The organism is Halomonas shengliensis, assembly GCF_900104135.1.
In the GTDB taxonomy this organism is placed as follows: Bacteria; Pseudomonadota; Gammaproteobacteria; order Pseudomonadales; family Halomonadaceae; genus Halomonas; species Halomonas shengliensis.
The window spans coordinates 1-14,647 of the sequence record NZ_FNIV01000015.1 but is presented as its reverse complement, the minus strand read 5'-3'; the positions used below and the strand labels follow the sequence as shown (position 1 = coordinate 14,647).

Genomic DNA, 14,647 nt, shown 5'->3' with positions numbered 1-14,647 from the left:
GTCGTCTCCAGTTGATGCGAAATGATTGATATAGATCGTTGTCTTGGCCGCCCAGGCGTCCTAGAGTGAAGGCATCCCGAAAACCGCGAGACATCCGCCGAGGAGCCCGCCATGAGCAACGAGTATCGCCACGTCCTGGTCGCCGTCGACCTGACCAAGGATTCCCACAAGGTGCTGGAGCGCGCCCACCAGATCGCCGACCGCAACCATGCCAAGCTCTCCATCATGCACACCCTGGAGCCGCTGGGCTTCGCCTACGGTGGCGACATCCCCATGGACCTGACCAGCATCCAGGACCAGCTCGACGAGCACGCCAAGCACCGCCTGGCCGAGATCGCCGACCCCCACGTGGCCAAGGAGGACCAGCACGTGGTGGTAGGCATGCCCGACACCGAGATCCACCGCTTCGCCGAGGAGCGCGACGTCGACCTGATCGTGGTCGGCTCCCACGGCCGCCACGGCTTCGCCCTGCTGCTGGGCTCCACCTCCACCGGGGTGCTCCACGGCGCCCAGTGCGACGTGCTTGCCGTGCGCGTGGGCAAGAAGGGCGAGAGCGAGGAGTAACCGCGCGCCCTCTCCTCTGCCTTCGAAGGCGCCCCTCGGGGCGCCTTCTTGCTGTCCCGCCGGTTCACGCCTCGCCGGAGGCCTGGGCCTCCAGCTCCATCCAGCGCTCCATGGCGGCATCCAGCGCCGCCTGCCTGGCGGCCATCGCCTCCAGGGTGGCGGTAACCCGGGTGGCCTCCTGCTGGTAGAAGCCCGGGTCGCCGACCCGGGCCTCGAACTCGGCGACCTCTGCCTCTAGCCGCTCGATCTCCCCGGGCAGGGCATCGAGCTCGCGTTGCAGCTTGTAGGAGAGCTTGGCGGGCTTCCTGGCGGCCTCCTGGCGGGCCGGCGGCGCCTCGCGCTCGCTGGTCGCGCGGACCTCCTCGGCACCCCGGGTCGGTTCGGCCTGCTGGCGCGCCGCCCCCTCCCAGGGCGCCGGCGGCAGCCTGCCGCCCTGGCGCACCCAGTCGCTGTAGCCCCCCACGTACTCGCGCACCCGGCCCTCGCCCTCGAAGGCCAGCACGCTGGTCACCACGTTGTCCATGAAGGCGCGGTCGTGGGAGACCAGCAGCAGGGTGCCGTCGAAGTCGAGCAGCAGCTCCTCGAGCAGCTCCAGGGTCTCCACGTCCAGGTCGTTGGTGGGCTCGTCGAGTACCAGCACGTTGGCCGGCTGGGTGAACAGCTTGGCCAGCAGCAGGCGGTTGGACTCGCCCCCGGAGAGCGCCTTGACCGGCTGGCGCACCCGGTCGGGGGTGAACAGGAAGTCCTGCAGGTAGCTCATCACGTGGCGGTCGCGGCCGCCCACCGTGACCCGGTCGCTGCCCTGGGCGACGTTGTCGTAGACCGTCTTCTCGGGCTCGAGGCCGCCGCGCAGCTGGTCGAAGTAGGCCACCTGGAGCTTGGTGCCCAGGCGCACCTGCCCTTCCGTGGGCTCGAGCTCGCCGAGCAGGATCTTGAGCAGGGTGGTCTTGCCGGCGCCGTTGCGGCCGATGAAGCCGATGCGGTCGCCGCGCTGGATCTCCAGCGAGAGGTCGCGGATCACCGCCTCGTCGCCGTAGCGCTGGGTGACGTGCTTGAGCTCCACCACCCGCTTGCCGCTGCGCTCGCCGCTGTCCACCGCGAGGCTGGCATTGCCCTGGCGCTCGCGGCGCTGGCTGCGCTCGCGGCGCATCTGCTCGAGCGCCCGCACCCGTCCCTCGTTGCGGGTGCGCCGCGCCTTGATGCCCTGGCGGATCCACGCCTCCTCCTGGGCCAGCTTCCTGTCGAACTCGGCGTTCTCCCGGGCCTCCACCTCGAGCTCATGGGCCTTCTGGGCCTGGTAGGCGGCATAGTCGCCGGGGTAACGCCCCAGGCGGCCGCGGTCGAGCTCGAGGATCGCCGTGGCCAGCTTCGACAGGAAGGCACGGTCGTGGGTGATGAAGAGCACGGCGCCGTCGAAGGCGGCGAGCTGCTCCTCCAGCCAGGCGATGGTGTCGAGGTCGAGGTGGTTGGTGGGCTCGTCGAGCAGCAGCAGGTCGGGCTCGGCGACCAGCGCCCGGGCCAGCGCCACGCGCCGGCGCCAGCCACCGGAGAGCGCCGCCATCTCGGCGTCGGCGGGCAGCCCCAGGCGGGTGAGCACCACGTCGATGCGCTGGTGGAAGGACCAGCCGTCGATCGCCTCGAGGCGCGTCTGCAGGCTCGCCATGCGGCGCATGTCCGGCTCCGCCTCGCTCACCAGGTGGTGGTACTCGGAGAGCAGCTCCCCCGCCTCGGGCAGGCCGCCGGCCACCACGTCGAAGATGGTCTGGCCGTCCGCCTCGGGCAGCTCCTGGGCCAGCACCCCGACCTTGAGGCCGGGGGCGCGCCAGATGCTGCCGCCGTCGGGCTGGGTCTCGCCGGCCACCAGGCGCAGCAGGGTCGACTTGCCGCTGCCGTTGCGCCCCACCAGGGCCAGCCGCTCGCCCTTCTCCAGCACCAGGTCGGCACCGTCGAGCAGCACATGGGGGCCGTAGGCCAGTTGCAGCTGTTCCAGACGTAGCAGGGTCACGCGCGAACCTCTCTTGATCGTGAAGGCAGCCAGTGTAACGCAAGCGGCGCGCGGCGTGGCCGCGGCATCGGCCCCACGGGTACAATGCGCCCTCCCGAATCCCGCGAACCGACAGGAGCCCCGGTGTGGCCGAGACCTTCGACGACTTCCTGCCCGAGGCGCTGCGCTTCACCTCGCCCGCCCCGCTGGTGGACATCGGCGCCAACCTGACCCACGAGAGCTTCGCCCGCGACCTGCCGGCGGTGCTGGCCCGGGCCCGGGCCGCCAGGGTGACCACCCTGATCCTCACCGGCACCGACCGGGAGCACGCCGAGCAGGCGGTGGCGATGTGCCGCGAGCACGGCGATGCGGGGCTTTCGCTTCACGCCACCGCCGGGGTGCACCCCCACGACGCCAGCCGCTGGGACGCCGAGCTGGCCGCCGCCATGGCCGCGCTGCAGCGTCAGCCCGAGGTGGTGGCGGTGGGCGAGTGCGGGCTCGACTTCAACCGCAACTTCTCCTCCCCCACCGACCAGCAACGGGCCTTCGAGGGCCAGCTCGCCATCGCCGCCGAGAGCGGCAAGCCGCTGTTCCTCCACGAGCGCGACGCCGGCCGGCGCCTGCGCGAGATGCTCCACGCCTGGCGCGATGACATCGGCGACGCCGTGGTGCACTGCTTCACCGCCGACCGCGAGACGCTGTTCGGCTACCTGGACCTCGACCTGCATATCGGCCTGACCGGCTGGCTGTGCGACGAGCGCCGCGGCCACCACCTGCGCGAGCTGGTCGGCGAGATCCCCGCCGAGCGCCTGATGGTGGAGACCGACTGCCCCTACCTGCTGCCGCGCAATTTACCTGCCAAACTCAAGGGCAGGCGCCACGAGCCGGCGCTGCTGCCGTGGATCGTGCGCGAGATCGCCCACTGGCGTGGCGAGAGCGAGGCCGCGCTGGCGAAGAGCACCAGCGCCACGGCACGGCGCTTCTTCCGGCTGCCGGCAGCCTGAGAAACCTTCGACCGAGACCATGAGGAACCCGGAGATGCCCCCCACAGGCGACACCTCGATCCCCGGCTTCATCGCCGTGGAGACCGGCGACGACGGCGGCCTGCCGCTGGCGATCGCCTGGACGCTGCCCGACGGCCGCGTCAAGCACACCCTGATCCAGCCCGAGGACGACTGGCTGGACGACGAGCTCATCTCGCTGGGCGAGTACAGCCTCGAGGAGCTCAACGGCATGGGGGTCAGCCCGCTGGACGTGATCCGCGAGCTGGAGAACGACCACTTCAGCGCCACCCTCTACACCGCCGGGGTCGGCGACGACGAGGCGGCGCTGTCACGCCTGTTCGACACCTACGGCCTGGACCCCTTCGTCGAGCTGGCGCCGGCGGAGAGCCTCTATGACGACCTCGCTCCCGGCGACTGGTCTCGGGCCCGCGGCGAGCTTTTCGGCGAGCTGGGGCTGGAGCCGCTGCGCCCCGAGCACGAGGTGGCGGTGATGCTCAACCTGCACCAGCGCCTCGCCCCGGACGTCGCCCCCCCGGAGGCGACCCCCTTCGATGGTCGCCTGCTGGACGGGGACGACGGCGACGACTGAGGGGGCCTTCATGCCCCCGACCGCCCCAGCAGCGCCCGCGCCGCCTCGACGATGCTCGCCACCGAGGGCAGCGTGGCGGTGGCCGCCGGGCCCAGCGGGATGAAGCTCTCCTCGGCGGTGAGCCGAGCCAGGCGCTCGCCGGGCACGCCCCGCTCCACCAGGCCGGTCACCAGCTCCTCGCTCACCGAGCCCGTGCGGCGGCACTCGTCGACGATCAGCACCCGCCCGCAGTCGGCCACGGCGGCCTGCACGGCGTCGTGGTCGATAGCGGTGAGCCAGCGCAGGTCGAGGACCCGCAGCGCCACCCCATCGGCCTCGAGCGTCGCCGCGGCCTGCCGCGCGAGATGCACGCCGTTGCCGTAGGTGAGGATGGCAAGCTCGCGCCCCTCCCCCCAGCGGCCGAGCTCACCCACCGGCAGGCGATGCTCGGGCCCTGGGTCGGCGAAGCACCAGCCGCCATCGCCCTCGGCATGCAGGTCGCGGGTGTGGTAGAGGGCGATGGGTTCGATGATCACCACCACCCGCTGCTCCTCGTCGGCCAGACGCACCGCCTCCTGCAGGAGCCCCACGGCGTCGGCCCCGTTGGAGGGGCAGGCCACCAGCAGGCCGGGGATGTCGCGCAGCACGGCGATGGCGTTGTCGTTGTGGAAGTGGCCGCCGAAGCCCTTCTGGTAGCCGAGCCCGGCGATGCGCACCACCATGGGGTTGGTGTACTGGCCGCTGGAGAAGAAGCTCAGGGTGGCCGCCTCGCCGCGCAGCTGGTCCTCGGCGTTGTGCAGGTAGGCCAGGAACTGGATCTCGAGGATCGGCACCAGGCCGCTCTGGCCCAGGCCGATGCCGAGCCCCAGGATGCTCTGCTCGTCGAGCAGGGTGTCGATCACCCGGTGGGCCCCGAAGCGGGCCTGCAGCTTCTGGGTCACCCCGTAGACGCCGCCCTTGCGGCCGATGTCCTCGCCGGCCATCACCAGGTGCGGGTAGCGGGTCATCAGCCGCTCCAGCGCCTGGTTGAGGCGGCGGGCCAGGGTGTCGGGGGCGGCATCGACCCGTCCCTGCCAGGGCTGCGCCCGACCGGAGCGCGCCGGCGGCACGATGCTGGCCATCACCTGGGCGGCGCTGTGCAGGCGCGGGCGACCGATCACCTCCTCGGCCAGGCTCGCCACCCGCTCGCGCACCCCATGGTAGAGGGCGGCGATCCCCTCCCGGTCGAGGTCGGCATGGCGCCGCAGCAGCCCGGCGCCCACCAGCAGCGGGTCGCGGCCCTCGTCGGCCTGGATCCGCGCCGGCGAGAGGTAGGCCTGCTGGGCGTCGGAGCCGGCGTGGCCATAGAGGCGCACGCAGCGCATGTGCAGGAACACCGGCTGGCGGCGGACCCGGGCGATGCGCACCGCCTCGCTGGCCGCGCGCCAGGTGTCGAGCAGGTCGAGGCCGTCGCAGGCGAGGTAGTGGATGCCGGGACGCGCGGCCATGCTGGCGGCCACCCAGCCCTGGGGGGTGGGGGTGGAGATGCCGATGGCGTTGTCCTCGCACAGCCACACCACCGGCATGGGCAGGCCCTGGTAGGCGGCCCAGCCGGAGGCATTGAGCGCCCCCTGGGCGGTGGAGTGGTTGAAGGAGGCGTCGCCGAAGCTGCACAGCACCACGCCATCGTGGGACCACTCCCCCTCGAGCCCCAGGCGCCGCAGCAGAGCAAGGGCGTGGCCGGTGCCCATCGCCTTGGGCAGGTGCGAGGCGATGGTGCTGGTCTGGGGCGGGATGGCCAGCGCCTTCGAGCCGAGCACCTTGTGGCGACCGCCGGAGATCGGGTCCTCGGCACAGGCGGCGAAGCTCAGCAGCAGGTCGCGCAGGGGGTTCTGGCCCGGCACCCGGCGGGCGCGCTGGATGAAGAAGGCCGCGTCGCGATAGTGGAGGAAGGCGGGGTCGTCTGGGCGCAGCGCCAGGGCCACGGCGGCATTGCCCTCGTGACCGGCGCTGCCGATGGTGTAGAAGCCCTCGCCGCGGGCCTGCAGGCGACGCGCGGCCAGGTCCAGGTGGCGGCTCATCAGCTGCGACTCGTAGAGCTCGACCAGCGCCTCGGGGGCCATGCCCACCGCCTCCGGCGTCAGCGCCTGCTCGGGGTCGGGCCAGGCATCCCGCTCCAGCGCCTCGAGGAAGCGCTGCTCCTGGGGCAAGGCATCGTGGCTCACGGCGTCTCCCTGTGCCGGTGAATGGACCTACACCCTAGCCCGAACTCGGCCGCCGGCGACAGGCCCCGCCCCTCACGCTGGCCAACGCTTCATGCCGTCGCCGCCTCCAGGCAGGCTCGCCCCGCCGCCACCGCCTCGGCAGGCGACGCCCCGCGGGAATAGTAGGCCACCAGGGCGGTGCGCATCGCCTCCGCCCGGGGCGGCAGCCCCTCGCGCTCGTAGCGGGCAGCCCGCGCCTCGACGCTGGCGTGGAAGGCGTGGCGGTCGACCTCGGCGTCACCCTCGAGGTTGTCGACGCTGACATGGAAGGTCAGCCCGCAGGCCCGCGAGAACAGCAGCTCCAACGCCTGGGGCGCCACCTCCACCGCCTCGAAGTCGCGCTGCTGGGCGGCATCGCGACCGTCGGGCAGGTACCAGTAGCCGTAGTCCTCCAGCCGGCGTCGCCGCGCGCCGGCGATGCACCAGTGGCTGATCTCGTGCAGCGCGCTGGTGAAGAAGCCGCGGGCGAAGATCACCCGATGGAAGGGCGTGGCGTCATCGGCGGGCAGGTAGAGCGGCTCGTCGCCGCCACGCACCAGGCGCGTGTGGTAGGTCTCGGCGAAGAGGCCGTCGAACAGGGCGATGATCTCCTCGAGGCGGTGCGACACGCGACCTCCTTGATCGGAAAAGGGCTGAAGGGGAACGGGGCGGCAGTATACCCGGGCGCGACGCGGGCGGAAAGCGGGCCGACTTGCTAGCATGGGCCTCCCGCCGACCCGTCTGCATGGAGCGCACGACTTGAGCCGCCTGCTCGCCACCCTGCTCGACACCACCCGCCGCGAGACCCGACCGCTGCTGCTGCTGGCGCTGCCCATCTGCGGTGCCCAGCTGGCCCAGGCGGGCATGAGCGTGGCCGACATCATGATGACCGGCCGCCTGGGCGCCACCGACCTCGCGGCGGTCTCGGTGGGCTCGAGCCTGTGGCTGCCGCTGATGCTGTTCATGACCGGCACCCTGATGGGCCTCACCCCCGTGGTCGCCCAGCTGCTGGGCGGGCGCCGCACCGCCAAGATCCGCCCCGCCGTGCACCAGGGGCTGTGGATCGCCCTGGCGCTGGGCGTGCTGGCCGCCGCCCTGCTGTGGTTCGCGGTGGGCCCCATCCTCACCCTGATGGAGGTGCCCGCGGCGGTGGCCGAGCGCTCCCGCGCCTACCTGGCGGCGGTGGCCTTCGGCATGCCCGGCGCGGCGCTGTTCCAGGCGCTGCGCGCCTTCTCCGACGGCATGAACCACACCCGCCCCTCGCTGTGGATCAGCCTGGTGGGGCTGGCCGTCAACGTGCCCAGCAACTTCGTGCTGATCTACGGCGGCGAGGGGCTCGGCGACCTGGCGGGCGACCGGCTGCCGGGCTGGCTACTCGACCTGCCGGCGCTGGGGGCGCTGGGCTGCGGCATCGCCACGGCGCTGTCGCTGTGGAGCATGTGCCTGGCCATGGCGCTCTACACGCGCCGCTCCCGTGCCTACGGCGAGGTGCGGCTGTGGCACTCCCCCACCCCTCCCCGCCGGCGCGCGATCGGCGAGCTGCTCCACGTGGGGGTGCCCATCGGCGTGGCGATCTTCGTCGAGGTCACCCTCTTCACACTGATCGCGCTGTTCATCGCCAGCCTCGGCGAGGTCACCGTGGCCGCCCACCAGGTGGCGCTCAACTACACCTCGATCCTCTTCATGCTGCCGCTCTCGCTGAGCATGGCGCTGACGGTGCGCGTGGGCAACGTGCTCGGCCAGGGCCGGCCGGGCCACGCCCGGCGGGTAGCCTGGCACGGCATCGCCGTGAGCCTGGCCATCGCCCTGCTCAACGGCCTGCTGCTGCACGTCACGGCGCAGCCGGTGATCGCGCTCTACACCAACGATGCCGAGGTGGCGCGCCTGGCGCTGTCGCTGGTGGTGCTGGCGATGTGCTACCAGGTCTCGGACTCGCTGCAGGTCAACCTGGCCGGCGCCCTGCGCGGCTACAAGGACACGCGTATCATCATGCTGATCACCCTGGCCTCCTACTGGCTGATCGGCATGGCCGGCGGCCACTGGCTGGGCACCCGCGGTGTCCCCGGGCTGAGCGGGCCGCTGGGGGTCCAGGGCTACTGGATCGGGCTGATCGCCGGGCTGACCGCCGCGGCGCTGATGCTCGGCGAACGACTACGACGAATCGCCAAGGCGGTGACCCATGGCACCCACGATGCGTACTCTCCCTGACCCGCGGCGTCTGGCCGCGCCGCTGCTCGCCCTGGCGACCCTGGGGCTTGGTGGCTGCGCGGAGGACGCCGGCGAGGCGTTGCTGCGCGACTACCAGCAGGAGCTCGCCGAGCGCCTCGAGCGGCCGCCTCCCGAGCCCGCCGCGCCCGACAACATCGGCGCCTTCCCCGAGCTTCGCGAGCGCCGGGTGGCGATCCCCGAGGTTCGCGAGGGGCTGCTCGACGTCTACGCCCTGCGCGAGTGCCATATCACCACCCTGGTGGCCGAACGCAACAGCACCCTAGGCCGGGTGGCGCCGGCCAGCGAGCGCTGGCGCTACGAGCTCACCCTGCTCGAGCGCCTGGAGAGCTGCCTCGACGGCGAGGTGGCAGAGCGCCTCGCAGAAGCGGACCTGGCGCGCCTCAAGCGACTCGCGGCGACCAAGCGCGAGCAGCTACCCGCCGCCACCTGGAATGGCCTGTTCGCCTCCGAGGAGTGGGCCGACAGCTTCTCGCGGGTGAGCTCGCCGCTGCCAGCGGATGCGCTGGCGCCGCCTCCGGCGCAGCGGGAGGCCCTGGCCTACCTGCGACGCCTCAGCCTGGCGCCCTTCGATCCGCAACTGTCGCACCCCGACCCCGAGGCGCTGGAGGGCCATCTCCAGGCGCTGCGGGAGCGCCCCTACACGGCGGAGCTGCTGCGGACCCTGGTGCTGGCCGAGCGACGCCTGGCGGAGGCCACCGCCCTGCTGGAGACGCGCCTGGCCGAAGAGGCCTCCTGCCCGACCGGGGGCTTTCGCGCCCCGCTCGAACAGGCCGCGGCCGGCCCGGCGCTCGCCGACTGGCTGGTGCGACTGGAGAGCGCCGCCGAGACCTGGCTTACGGACCTGGGCCCGCTCTTCACGACTCTGGAGACGCCGCCACCGGCGGTGGCGGCCTACCAGCGAGAGTGGCTATCGCGGGAGCATGCCGAGGCCCCCCTGCCCGCCTTCCGCCGCGCGCTGGCTACGCACCGCGAACGCCGCCGAGCCCTCGCCGAGCGCTGCCGAACCACCGCGGCCCCCTCTGCCCGCCGGAGCGGGGCTTAACCTCGGGGTGGGTCTATGCTATTGGTGGTGCCTGAGTGACGCAGAGCGCTTCCGCGCCGACCCGGGGAGCCTGCCGCCCGGTTCGGTCCCGTGATCAAGCAGCACGTGGAGGGACACCATGGGAATCCCGATGTCACCCCGCCCCGCCCGGGTCATCGACCTGGAAGCCAGGCGCCAGCGTCAGCAGGCCAGGCGTCGCCTGATCCGGCTGGCCCCGGAACTCGACGGCCTCGAGATGGTGTACCGCCTCGGTGGCAGCCCCGACACCCTCTACGGCATGCCGCTGCTGGCCTGGGGCCTGCGCGAGGATGGCGAGGTGGTGGGCCTGGTGCCCTGGATGGAGACCCTGACGCCCTGCCAGCGGCTCGACGATGACGAGCATGGCCGCTTCGTCGGCTACCGCGACCCCGAGACCGAGGAGCTCTTCGAGACGGCGCCGGAGCACAAGCTGATGGAGCTCGAGCATGCCGCCGCCTACTTCGACTACGAGGAGACCGACCAGGTCACCCTGATCCAGCAGCTCCCCGAGACCCAGGGCACCCACGCCCTGTGCATGGACGACGGCGACGCGCCCTGGCAGCTCAAGCAGGTGTTCGGCTGGCGCCTCTACAGCGACGGCAGCGTCGAGGCCCTGCTGGCCGACGAGCGGCGCGTGGAGGAGACGCCGATCCTGCTCGGCGACCCCTGCCTCTACCCCGGCCACAGCCGTCACCGCGTGGTCTACTTCTTCCAGCGCCAGATCGCCAACCGCATCCGCCGCGAGGACCCCGCCACCCTGGAGGCGCTGGCGCTGATGGTGATGCCCGACGACGCCCGACCGTGAGCCGGGGCGTTGGGGACAGGATTAGCCCAAACGGATAAAGTAGAGGTAGCTGTCCCCGCGCTCCTGCTGATCGATCAGCTCGTGTCCCAGGAAATGACAGAACTTGGGCACATCGCGGGTGGTCGCCGGGTCGCTGGCGATCACCTTGAGCACCTCGCCCGGTTGCATGTCGCGGACCTTGTTGTGCATCAGCATGATCGGCTCGGGGCAGTAGAGCCCGGTGGTGTCGAGCTCGGCAGTGAAGTCGGGTGTCTCCGCCATCGTGGGCCTCGTGGTTGCAGAGAAGGTTGCAAGGAAATCAGTCGGAGCCAGTCAGATGATCAAGATCATTATCGAACGCCGCATCATGCCCGGCCTCGAGGAGGAGTACGAGCAAGCCGCCCGCGAGGCCATGCGCGAGTCGCTGGGGGCCCGCGGCTTCGTCGGCGGCGAGAGCCTCGTGGAGCTGGGGCACAGCGACCGCCGGCTGATGATCACCAAGTGGCGCGACCTGCGCGCCTGGAAGGAATGGTACACCAGCGAGACTCGCGCCCGGGTGATGCAGCAGCTGATGCCGCTGCTCACCGAGGAGGAGCGGATCCGCATCTACGAGCCCGCCTCCCACTGAACCGGCCCCTCACTCGGTGAGGCGTACGTGGACCGTGACCTCCTCGCGGTCATGGTAGAGGTGACGGCAGGCGATCTCGGCGGGGACTCCGGCCGCCTCCAGGGCCGACGCGAGGCGCTCGAGGCAGGATGCCACCTCGGGCCAGCGGCGCTTCATCGGCAGTTTGAGGTTGAATACCGCCTCCCGGCACCAACGCCGCACCAGCCAGCGCTCCACCATCGCCTCGACCCGCGAGGGCTTGTCGACGATGTCACAGACCAGCCAGTCGAGGCGGTAGGGGGGCTCCCAGGTGAAGCCATCCTCGCGCAGGTGCTCCACCTGGCCGCTGGCCATCAGGGCCTTGTCCATGGGGCCGTTGTCGATGGCATAGACGTGCATGCCACGCTGCACCAGCTGCCAGGTCCAGCCGCCCGGGGCCGCCCCCAGATCCGCGGCCTGCATGCCCTCGCCCAGCCGCTCGCCCCACGCCTCACGGGGCACGAACTCGTGCCACGCCTCCTCCAGCTTGAGCGTGGAGCGACTGGGGGCCGCATGCGGGAAGCGCAACCGGCGAATGCCGCCCGGCAGCTCGCTGCGGTTACCGGGAAAGCTCATGCCCAGCTGGACGCGATCCCCCGCGCTCCACAGCAGGTGCAGACGACGGCCGCCGGCCTTGCGACGCAGCGCCTTGCGCTTCTTCAGCAGAGAGGTCAGCGGACGCTCCAGCGCCCTGGCCAACCCCGCTAGCGCCTTGCCGTCGTTGGTATCCGGCGTCTCCTGCCACAGGCTCTCGAAGCTCCAGCCACTCGCCACCACCTGGTCGACGATCGCCGTCAGGCGGTCATCGCGGGAGAGCGTCAGCGGCGGCAGGGCCACCAGGCTCTGGCGGGCGAAGACCAGCCCGGCCAGGGGCAGCGCCCGATGCAGGGCATTGGCCGTCTCGCCCTCGGGCAGGCGAAAGCGCACGAAACCCGCCCCCCCGTCGAAGCAGGCCTCGCCCTGCCAGCCCGCCGCGGCGGCCTTGTCGGCAAGCTCGGCCGCCAGGTCGGCCTCGAAGCCGGGTCGGCAGTAACAGAGCAGCTCTGCGGGATAGATCATCGTCGTCTCCATGGGGCCTGGCCGCCCTCCTGCTGTCGCATGGCGACGCCGGCGGTCATTCATCGGCGCGGACCTTAGCACCCCCGACGACCCGGGGAAAGCCAGGCGCCACGCCCCGACCATCACCGCCGCCAGCGTCGTTAACGTCGTAACGTTTTTTTACCGTTTATGAAGCCTGATTAATGCGCCAATCTGGTGCGCTATTTTTCGCCATTTTCAAGCGATTTTGGCTAATAACGATGTCTAGTCCGCGCATGACCCATACATTTGCTGCATAATGGTGCATTGATATATAGTCGTTGTCCGTGGAAACCACTTTCAGGTTGGCCGAACGCGGCCGCACCCTCACCTCACACAGGACACGACGATGCCCTACGTACACGACACCCTCGAACGCCTGCGCAAGAGCAGCCCCGCCCAGACCGAGTTCTACCAGGCCGCCGAAGAGGTCCTGGAATGCCTGCGCCCGCTGTTTCAGCACAGCCCCCACTACCTCGACCACAGCATCATCGAGCGTATCGTGGAGCCCGAGCGTCAGATCATGTTCCGCATCTGCTGGACCGACGATGCCGGCAAGGTTCAGGTGAACAAGGGCTACCGCGTGCAGTTCAACTCGGCGCTGGGCCCCTACAAGGGCGGCCTCCGCTTCCACCCCAGCGTCACCTCCGGGACCATCAAGTTCCTGGGCTTCGAGCAGATCTTCAAGAATGCCCTCACCGGCCTGCCCATCGGCGGCGGCAAGGGCGGCTCAGACTTCGACCCCAAGGGCAGGTCCGACGGCGAGATCATGCGTTTCTGCCAGGCCTTCATGGCCGAGCTCTATCGTCATATCGGCCCGACCACCGACGTACCCGCCGGTGATATCGGCGTGGGCGGTCGCGAGATCGGTTACCTCTACGGCCAGTACAAGCGCCTGACCGGCCGCTACGAGGGCGTGCTGACCGGCAAGGGCCTCGACTGGGGCGGTTCCATCGGGCGCAAGGAGGCGACCGGGTACGGCGCGGTCTACTTCGCCCAGAACATGCTGGAGGCGCGCGGGAAGACCCTGGAAGGCAAGACCTGCCTGGTCTCAGGTGCCGGCAACGTGGCGATCTACACCATCGAGAAGCTCTACGAGATGGGCGCCAGGCCGATCACCTGCTCCGACTCCCGCGGCACCCTGCATGACCCGCGCGGCATCGACCTCGACCTGCTCAAGGAGCTCAAGGAGGTCAAGCGCGCCTCCCTGGAGGCCTACCTCGAGCATCACTCCGAGGCGAGCTACATTCCGGTCGGCGAGTACCCCGAGGACGGTCACGCGGTCTGGCGCATCAAGGCCGATGCCGCCTTCCCCTGCGCCACCCAGAACGAGCTGACCGCCGGCGATGCTGAGGTGCTGCTGAAGAACGGCATCACCTGCATCAGCGAAGGCGCCAACATGCCCTCCACCGCCGACGCCGTGGACCGCTTCCTGGAAGCCCGGATCGCCTACGGTCCCGGCAAGGCGGCCAATGCCGGCGGCGTGGCCACCAGCCAGCTGGAGATGGCCCAGAACAGCAGCATGGAGCAGTGGCCGCTGGAGAAGGTCGACGCCAAGCTCAAGGAGATCATGGCCAACATCCACCAGCAGTGCGCCGACACCGCCGAGGAGTTCGGCGAGCCCACCAACCTGGTGCTGGGCGCCAACATCGCCGGCTTCCGCAAGGTCGCCGACGCCATGATCGACCAGGGCGTGGTCTGATACCTGGTTATCGCCAGCCTCTGGCGCATCACGAAGAAGCCCGGGCCATCGGCCCGGGCTTCTTCTGTGTGGCCCATCGACGGCCGCTGGGCGGCCGTCAGGTGATCAGCTGTAAGGCAGGAAGCCGCGGCGCTCATGGGCCGCGCACTGGGCCTCCGCGAGGCGGATCATCCCCCGCCACAGGCGACGCAGCAACGGACGGACGATGACGCGCGAGGTACCGGAGCGGTCCCAGATGGTGGGATAGGTCTCGACCGACGGGGTCATGGCAGGGCCCTCTGTGGACTATGGAAGATTCACGCATTATACCTTGGTATAACGACTAAGGTCTAATCCACCTTCACCGAGCCCCAGACGCAAAAAGCCCCGACCATCACACGATGATCGGGGCTTTTCTGAATAGCTGCCTAGCTGCCGGACCGACGGGCCCCAGGAAGCAAGAGGCTTCCCGCTAGCCATGAAAAAACCCCTAACATCGGAATGCTCGGGGTTTTCTCGGTATAAGTGCCTGACGATGACCTACTCTCACATGGGGAAACCCCACACTACCATCGGCGCTGAGCGGTTTCACTGCTGAGTTCGGCATGGGATCAGGTGGTTCACGCTCGCTATGGTCGTCAGGCGAAACGGGTTTGAATCATGCTGGCGAGATCGTCTCGCGTATCCGGCCGTGTGTCATCACAGACCGCTTGGGTGTTATATGGTCAAGCCTCACGGGCCATTAGTACCGGTTAGCTCAACGCCTTGCAGCGCTTCCACATCCGGCCTATCAACCAGCTGGTCTCGCTGGGCCCTTCAGGAGGCTCG

General features: G+C 70.2%; 14 protein-coding genes and 2 rRNA genes. 8 read left to right on the top strand and 8 right to left on the bottom strand.

Annotated elements, in window-relative coordinates; all coding sequences use genetic code 11:
* The first annotated feature begins 111 nt into the window (after positions 1–111).
* Entirely contained in the window at positions 112–564 is a 453-nt protein-coding gene (locus BLP95_RS15900; RefSeq protein WP_023005770.1) for a universal stress protein, read from the top strand.
* Between the two features lie 64 nt (positions 565–628).
* Here BLP95_RS15900 and BLP95_RS15895 read toward each other — a convergent pair whose 3' ends face one another.
* The gene (locus BLP95_RS15895; RefSeq protein WP_089681021.1) at positions 629–2,569 is read right to left on the bottom strand and encodes an ATP-binding cassette domain-containing protein; all 1,941 of its coding nucleotides are present in this window, start codon (positions 2,567–2,569) and stop codon (positions 629–631) included.
* Positions 2,570–2,694: 125 nt separating this feature from the next.
* Here BLP95_RS15895 and BLP95_RS15890 point away from each other — a divergent pair, with 125 nt between their 5' ends.
* Entirely contained in the window at positions 2,695–3,552 is an 858-nt protein-coding gene (locus BLP95_RS15890) for a TatD family hydrolase (protein ID WP_023005768.1), read from the top strand.
* A 34-nt stretch (positions 3,553–3,586) separates the two neighbouring features.
* Entirely contained in the window at positions 3,587–4,141 is a 555-nt protein-coding gene (locus tag BLP95_RS15885; RefSeq protein WP_023005767.1) for a hypothetical protein, read from the top strand.
* Between the two features lie 8 nt (positions 4,142–4,149).
* Here the strand turns inward: BLP95_RS15885 and BLP95_RS15880 are convergent, their stop codons facing one another.
* Positions 4,150–6,324 (bottom strand): thiamine pyrophosphate-dependent enzyme, encoded by a 2,175-nt coding sequence (locus BLP95_RS15880; RefSeq protein ID WP_218118555.1) that lies wholly within the window; start codon positions 6,322–6,324, stop codon positions 4,150–4,152.
* Positions 6,325–6,413: 89 nt separating this feature from the next.
* Positions 6,414–6,971 carry an elongation factor P hydroxylase gene (locus BLP95_RS15875; protein ID WP_245678783.1) on the bottom strand — a complete coding sequence of 186 codons (558 nt, stop codon included), beginning with the start codon at positions 6,969–6,971 and terminating at the stop codon, positions 6,414–6,416.
* Positions 6,972–7,101: 130 nt separating this feature from the next.
* Between BLP95_RS15875 and BLP95_RS15870 the strand changes: the two genes are divergently transcribed.
* The 3 genes from BLP95_RS15870 to BLP95_RS15860 all read left to right on the top strand — a co-directional run bounded on the left by BLP95_RS15870 (position 7,102) and on the right by BLP95_RS15860 (position 10,436).
* Positions 7,102–8,550, top strand: coding sequence for an MATE family efflux transporter (locus tag BLP95_RS15870; RefSeq protein WP_245678782.1), 1,449 nt, complete (start codon positions 7,102–7,104; stop codon positions 8,548–8,550).
* Positions 8,522–9,613 (top strand): DUF3080 family protein, encoded by a 1,092-nt coding sequence (locus tag BLP95_RS15865; protein ID WP_245678781.1) that lies wholly within the window; start codon positions 8,522–8,524, stop codon positions 9,611–9,613. The genes BLP95_RS15870 and BLP95_RS15865 overlap by 29 nt, the downstream gene beginning before the upstream one ends.
* Positions 9,614–9,731: 118 nt before the next feature.
* A complete protein-coding gene (locus BLP95_RS15860) occupies positions 9,732–10,436 on the top strand; it encodes a hypothetical protein (RefSeq protein WP_023005763.1) in 705 nt (234 codons plus the stop codon).
* Positions 10,437–10,457: 21 nt separating this feature from the next.
* On the opposite strand, the gene tusA is transcribed toward BLP95_RS15860, so the two are convergent.
* On the bottom strand, positions 10,458–10,697 hold the full coding sequence (gene tusA, locus BLP95_RS15855) for a sulfurtransferase TusA (RefSeq protein WP_023005762.1): 240 nt from the start codon (positions 10,695–10,697) through the stop codon (positions 10,458–10,460).
* Positions 10,698–10,752: 55 nt separating this feature from the next.
* On the opposite strand from tusA, the gene BLP95_RS15850 reads away from it, so the two are divergent.
* Positions 10,753–11,043 carry an antibiotic biosynthesis monooxygenase family protein gene (locus BLP95_RS15850; protein ID WP_023005761.1) on the top strand — a complete coding sequence of 97 codons (291 nt, stop codon included), beginning with the start codon at positions 10,753–10,755 and terminating at the stop codon, positions 11,041–11,043.
* Positions 11,044–11,052: 9 nt separating this feature from the next.
* On the opposite strand, the gene rlmM is transcribed toward BLP95_RS15850, so the two are convergent.
* On the bottom strand, positions 11,053–12,120 hold the full coding sequence (gene rlmM, locus BLP95_RS15845; protein WP_089681015.1) for a 23S rRNA (cytidine(2498)-2'-O)-methyltransferase RlmM: 1,068 nt from the start codon (positions 12,118–12,120) through the stop codon (positions 11,053–11,055).
* Between the two features lie 367 nt (positions 12,121–12,487).
* Between rlmM and gdhA the strand changes: the two genes are divergently transcribed.
* Positions 12,488–13,840: an NADP-specific glutamate dehydrogenase gene (gene gdhA, locus BLP95_RS15840; RefSeq protein WP_089681013.1), complete on the top strand. Its 1,353-nt coding sequence runs from the start codon at positions 12,488–12,490 to the stop codon at positions 13,838–13,840.
* Between the two features lie 105 nt (positions 13,841–13,945).
* Here the strand turns inward: gdhA and BLP95_RS16930 are convergent, their stop codons facing one another.
* From BLP95_RS16930 to BLP95_RS15830, 3 genes are all read right to left on the bottom strand, one after another.
* Entirely contained in the window at positions 13,946–14,107 is a 162-nt protein-coding gene (locus tag BLP95_RS16930; protein ID WP_176760316.1) for a hypothetical protein, read from the bottom strand.
* Between the two features lie 239 nt (positions 14,108–14,346).
* Positions 14,347–14,462 (bottom strand): 5S ribosomal RNA (gene rrf, locus BLP95_RS15835).
* Positions 14,463–14,540: 78 nt separating this feature from the next.
* Positions 14,541–14,647 (bottom strand): 23S ribosomal RNA (locus BLP95_RS15830); the annotation flags it as partial.

What these genes read in the sequence shown, in the direction of transcription:
- BLP95_RS15900 (WP_023005770.1), top strand. Translation starts at nt 112, where the DNA reads ATGAGCAACGAGTATCGCCACGTCCTGGTCGCCGTCGACCTGACCAAG.
- BLP95_RS15885 (WP_023005767.1), top strand. Translation starts at nt 3,587, where the DNA reads ATGCCCCCCACAGGCGACACCTCGATCCCCGGCTTCATCGCCGTGGAG.
- BLP95_RS15865 (WP_245678781.1), top strand. Translation starts at nt 8,522, where the DNA reads ATGGCACCCACGATGCGTACTCTCCCTGACCCGCGGCGTCTGGCCGCG.
- BLP95_RS15860 (WP_023005763.1), top strand. Translation starts at nt 9,732, where the DNA reads ATGGGAATCCCGATGTCACCCCGCCCCGCCCGGGTCATCGACCTGGAA.
- tusA (WP_023005762.1), bottom strand. Translation starts at nt 10,697, where the DNA reads ATGGCGGAGACACCCGACTTCACTGCCGAGCTCGACACCACCGGGCTC.
- BLP95_RS15850 (WP_023005761.1), top strand. Translation starts at nt 10,753, where the DNA reads ATGATCAAGATCATTATCGAACGCCGCATCATGCCCGGCCTCGAGGAG.
- rlmM (WP_089681015.1), bottom strand. Translation starts at nt 12,120, where the DNA reads ATGATCTATCCCGCAGAGCTGCTCTGTTACTGCCGACCCGGCTTCGAG.
- gdhA (WP_089681013.1), top strand. Translation starts at nt 12,488, where the DNA reads ATGCCCTACGTACACGACACCCTCGAACGCCTGCGCAAGAGCAGCCCC.
- BLP95_RS16930 (WP_176760316.1), bottom strand. Translation starts at nt 14,107, where the DNA reads ATGACCCCGTCGGTCGAGACCTATCCCACCATCTGGGACCGCTCCGGT.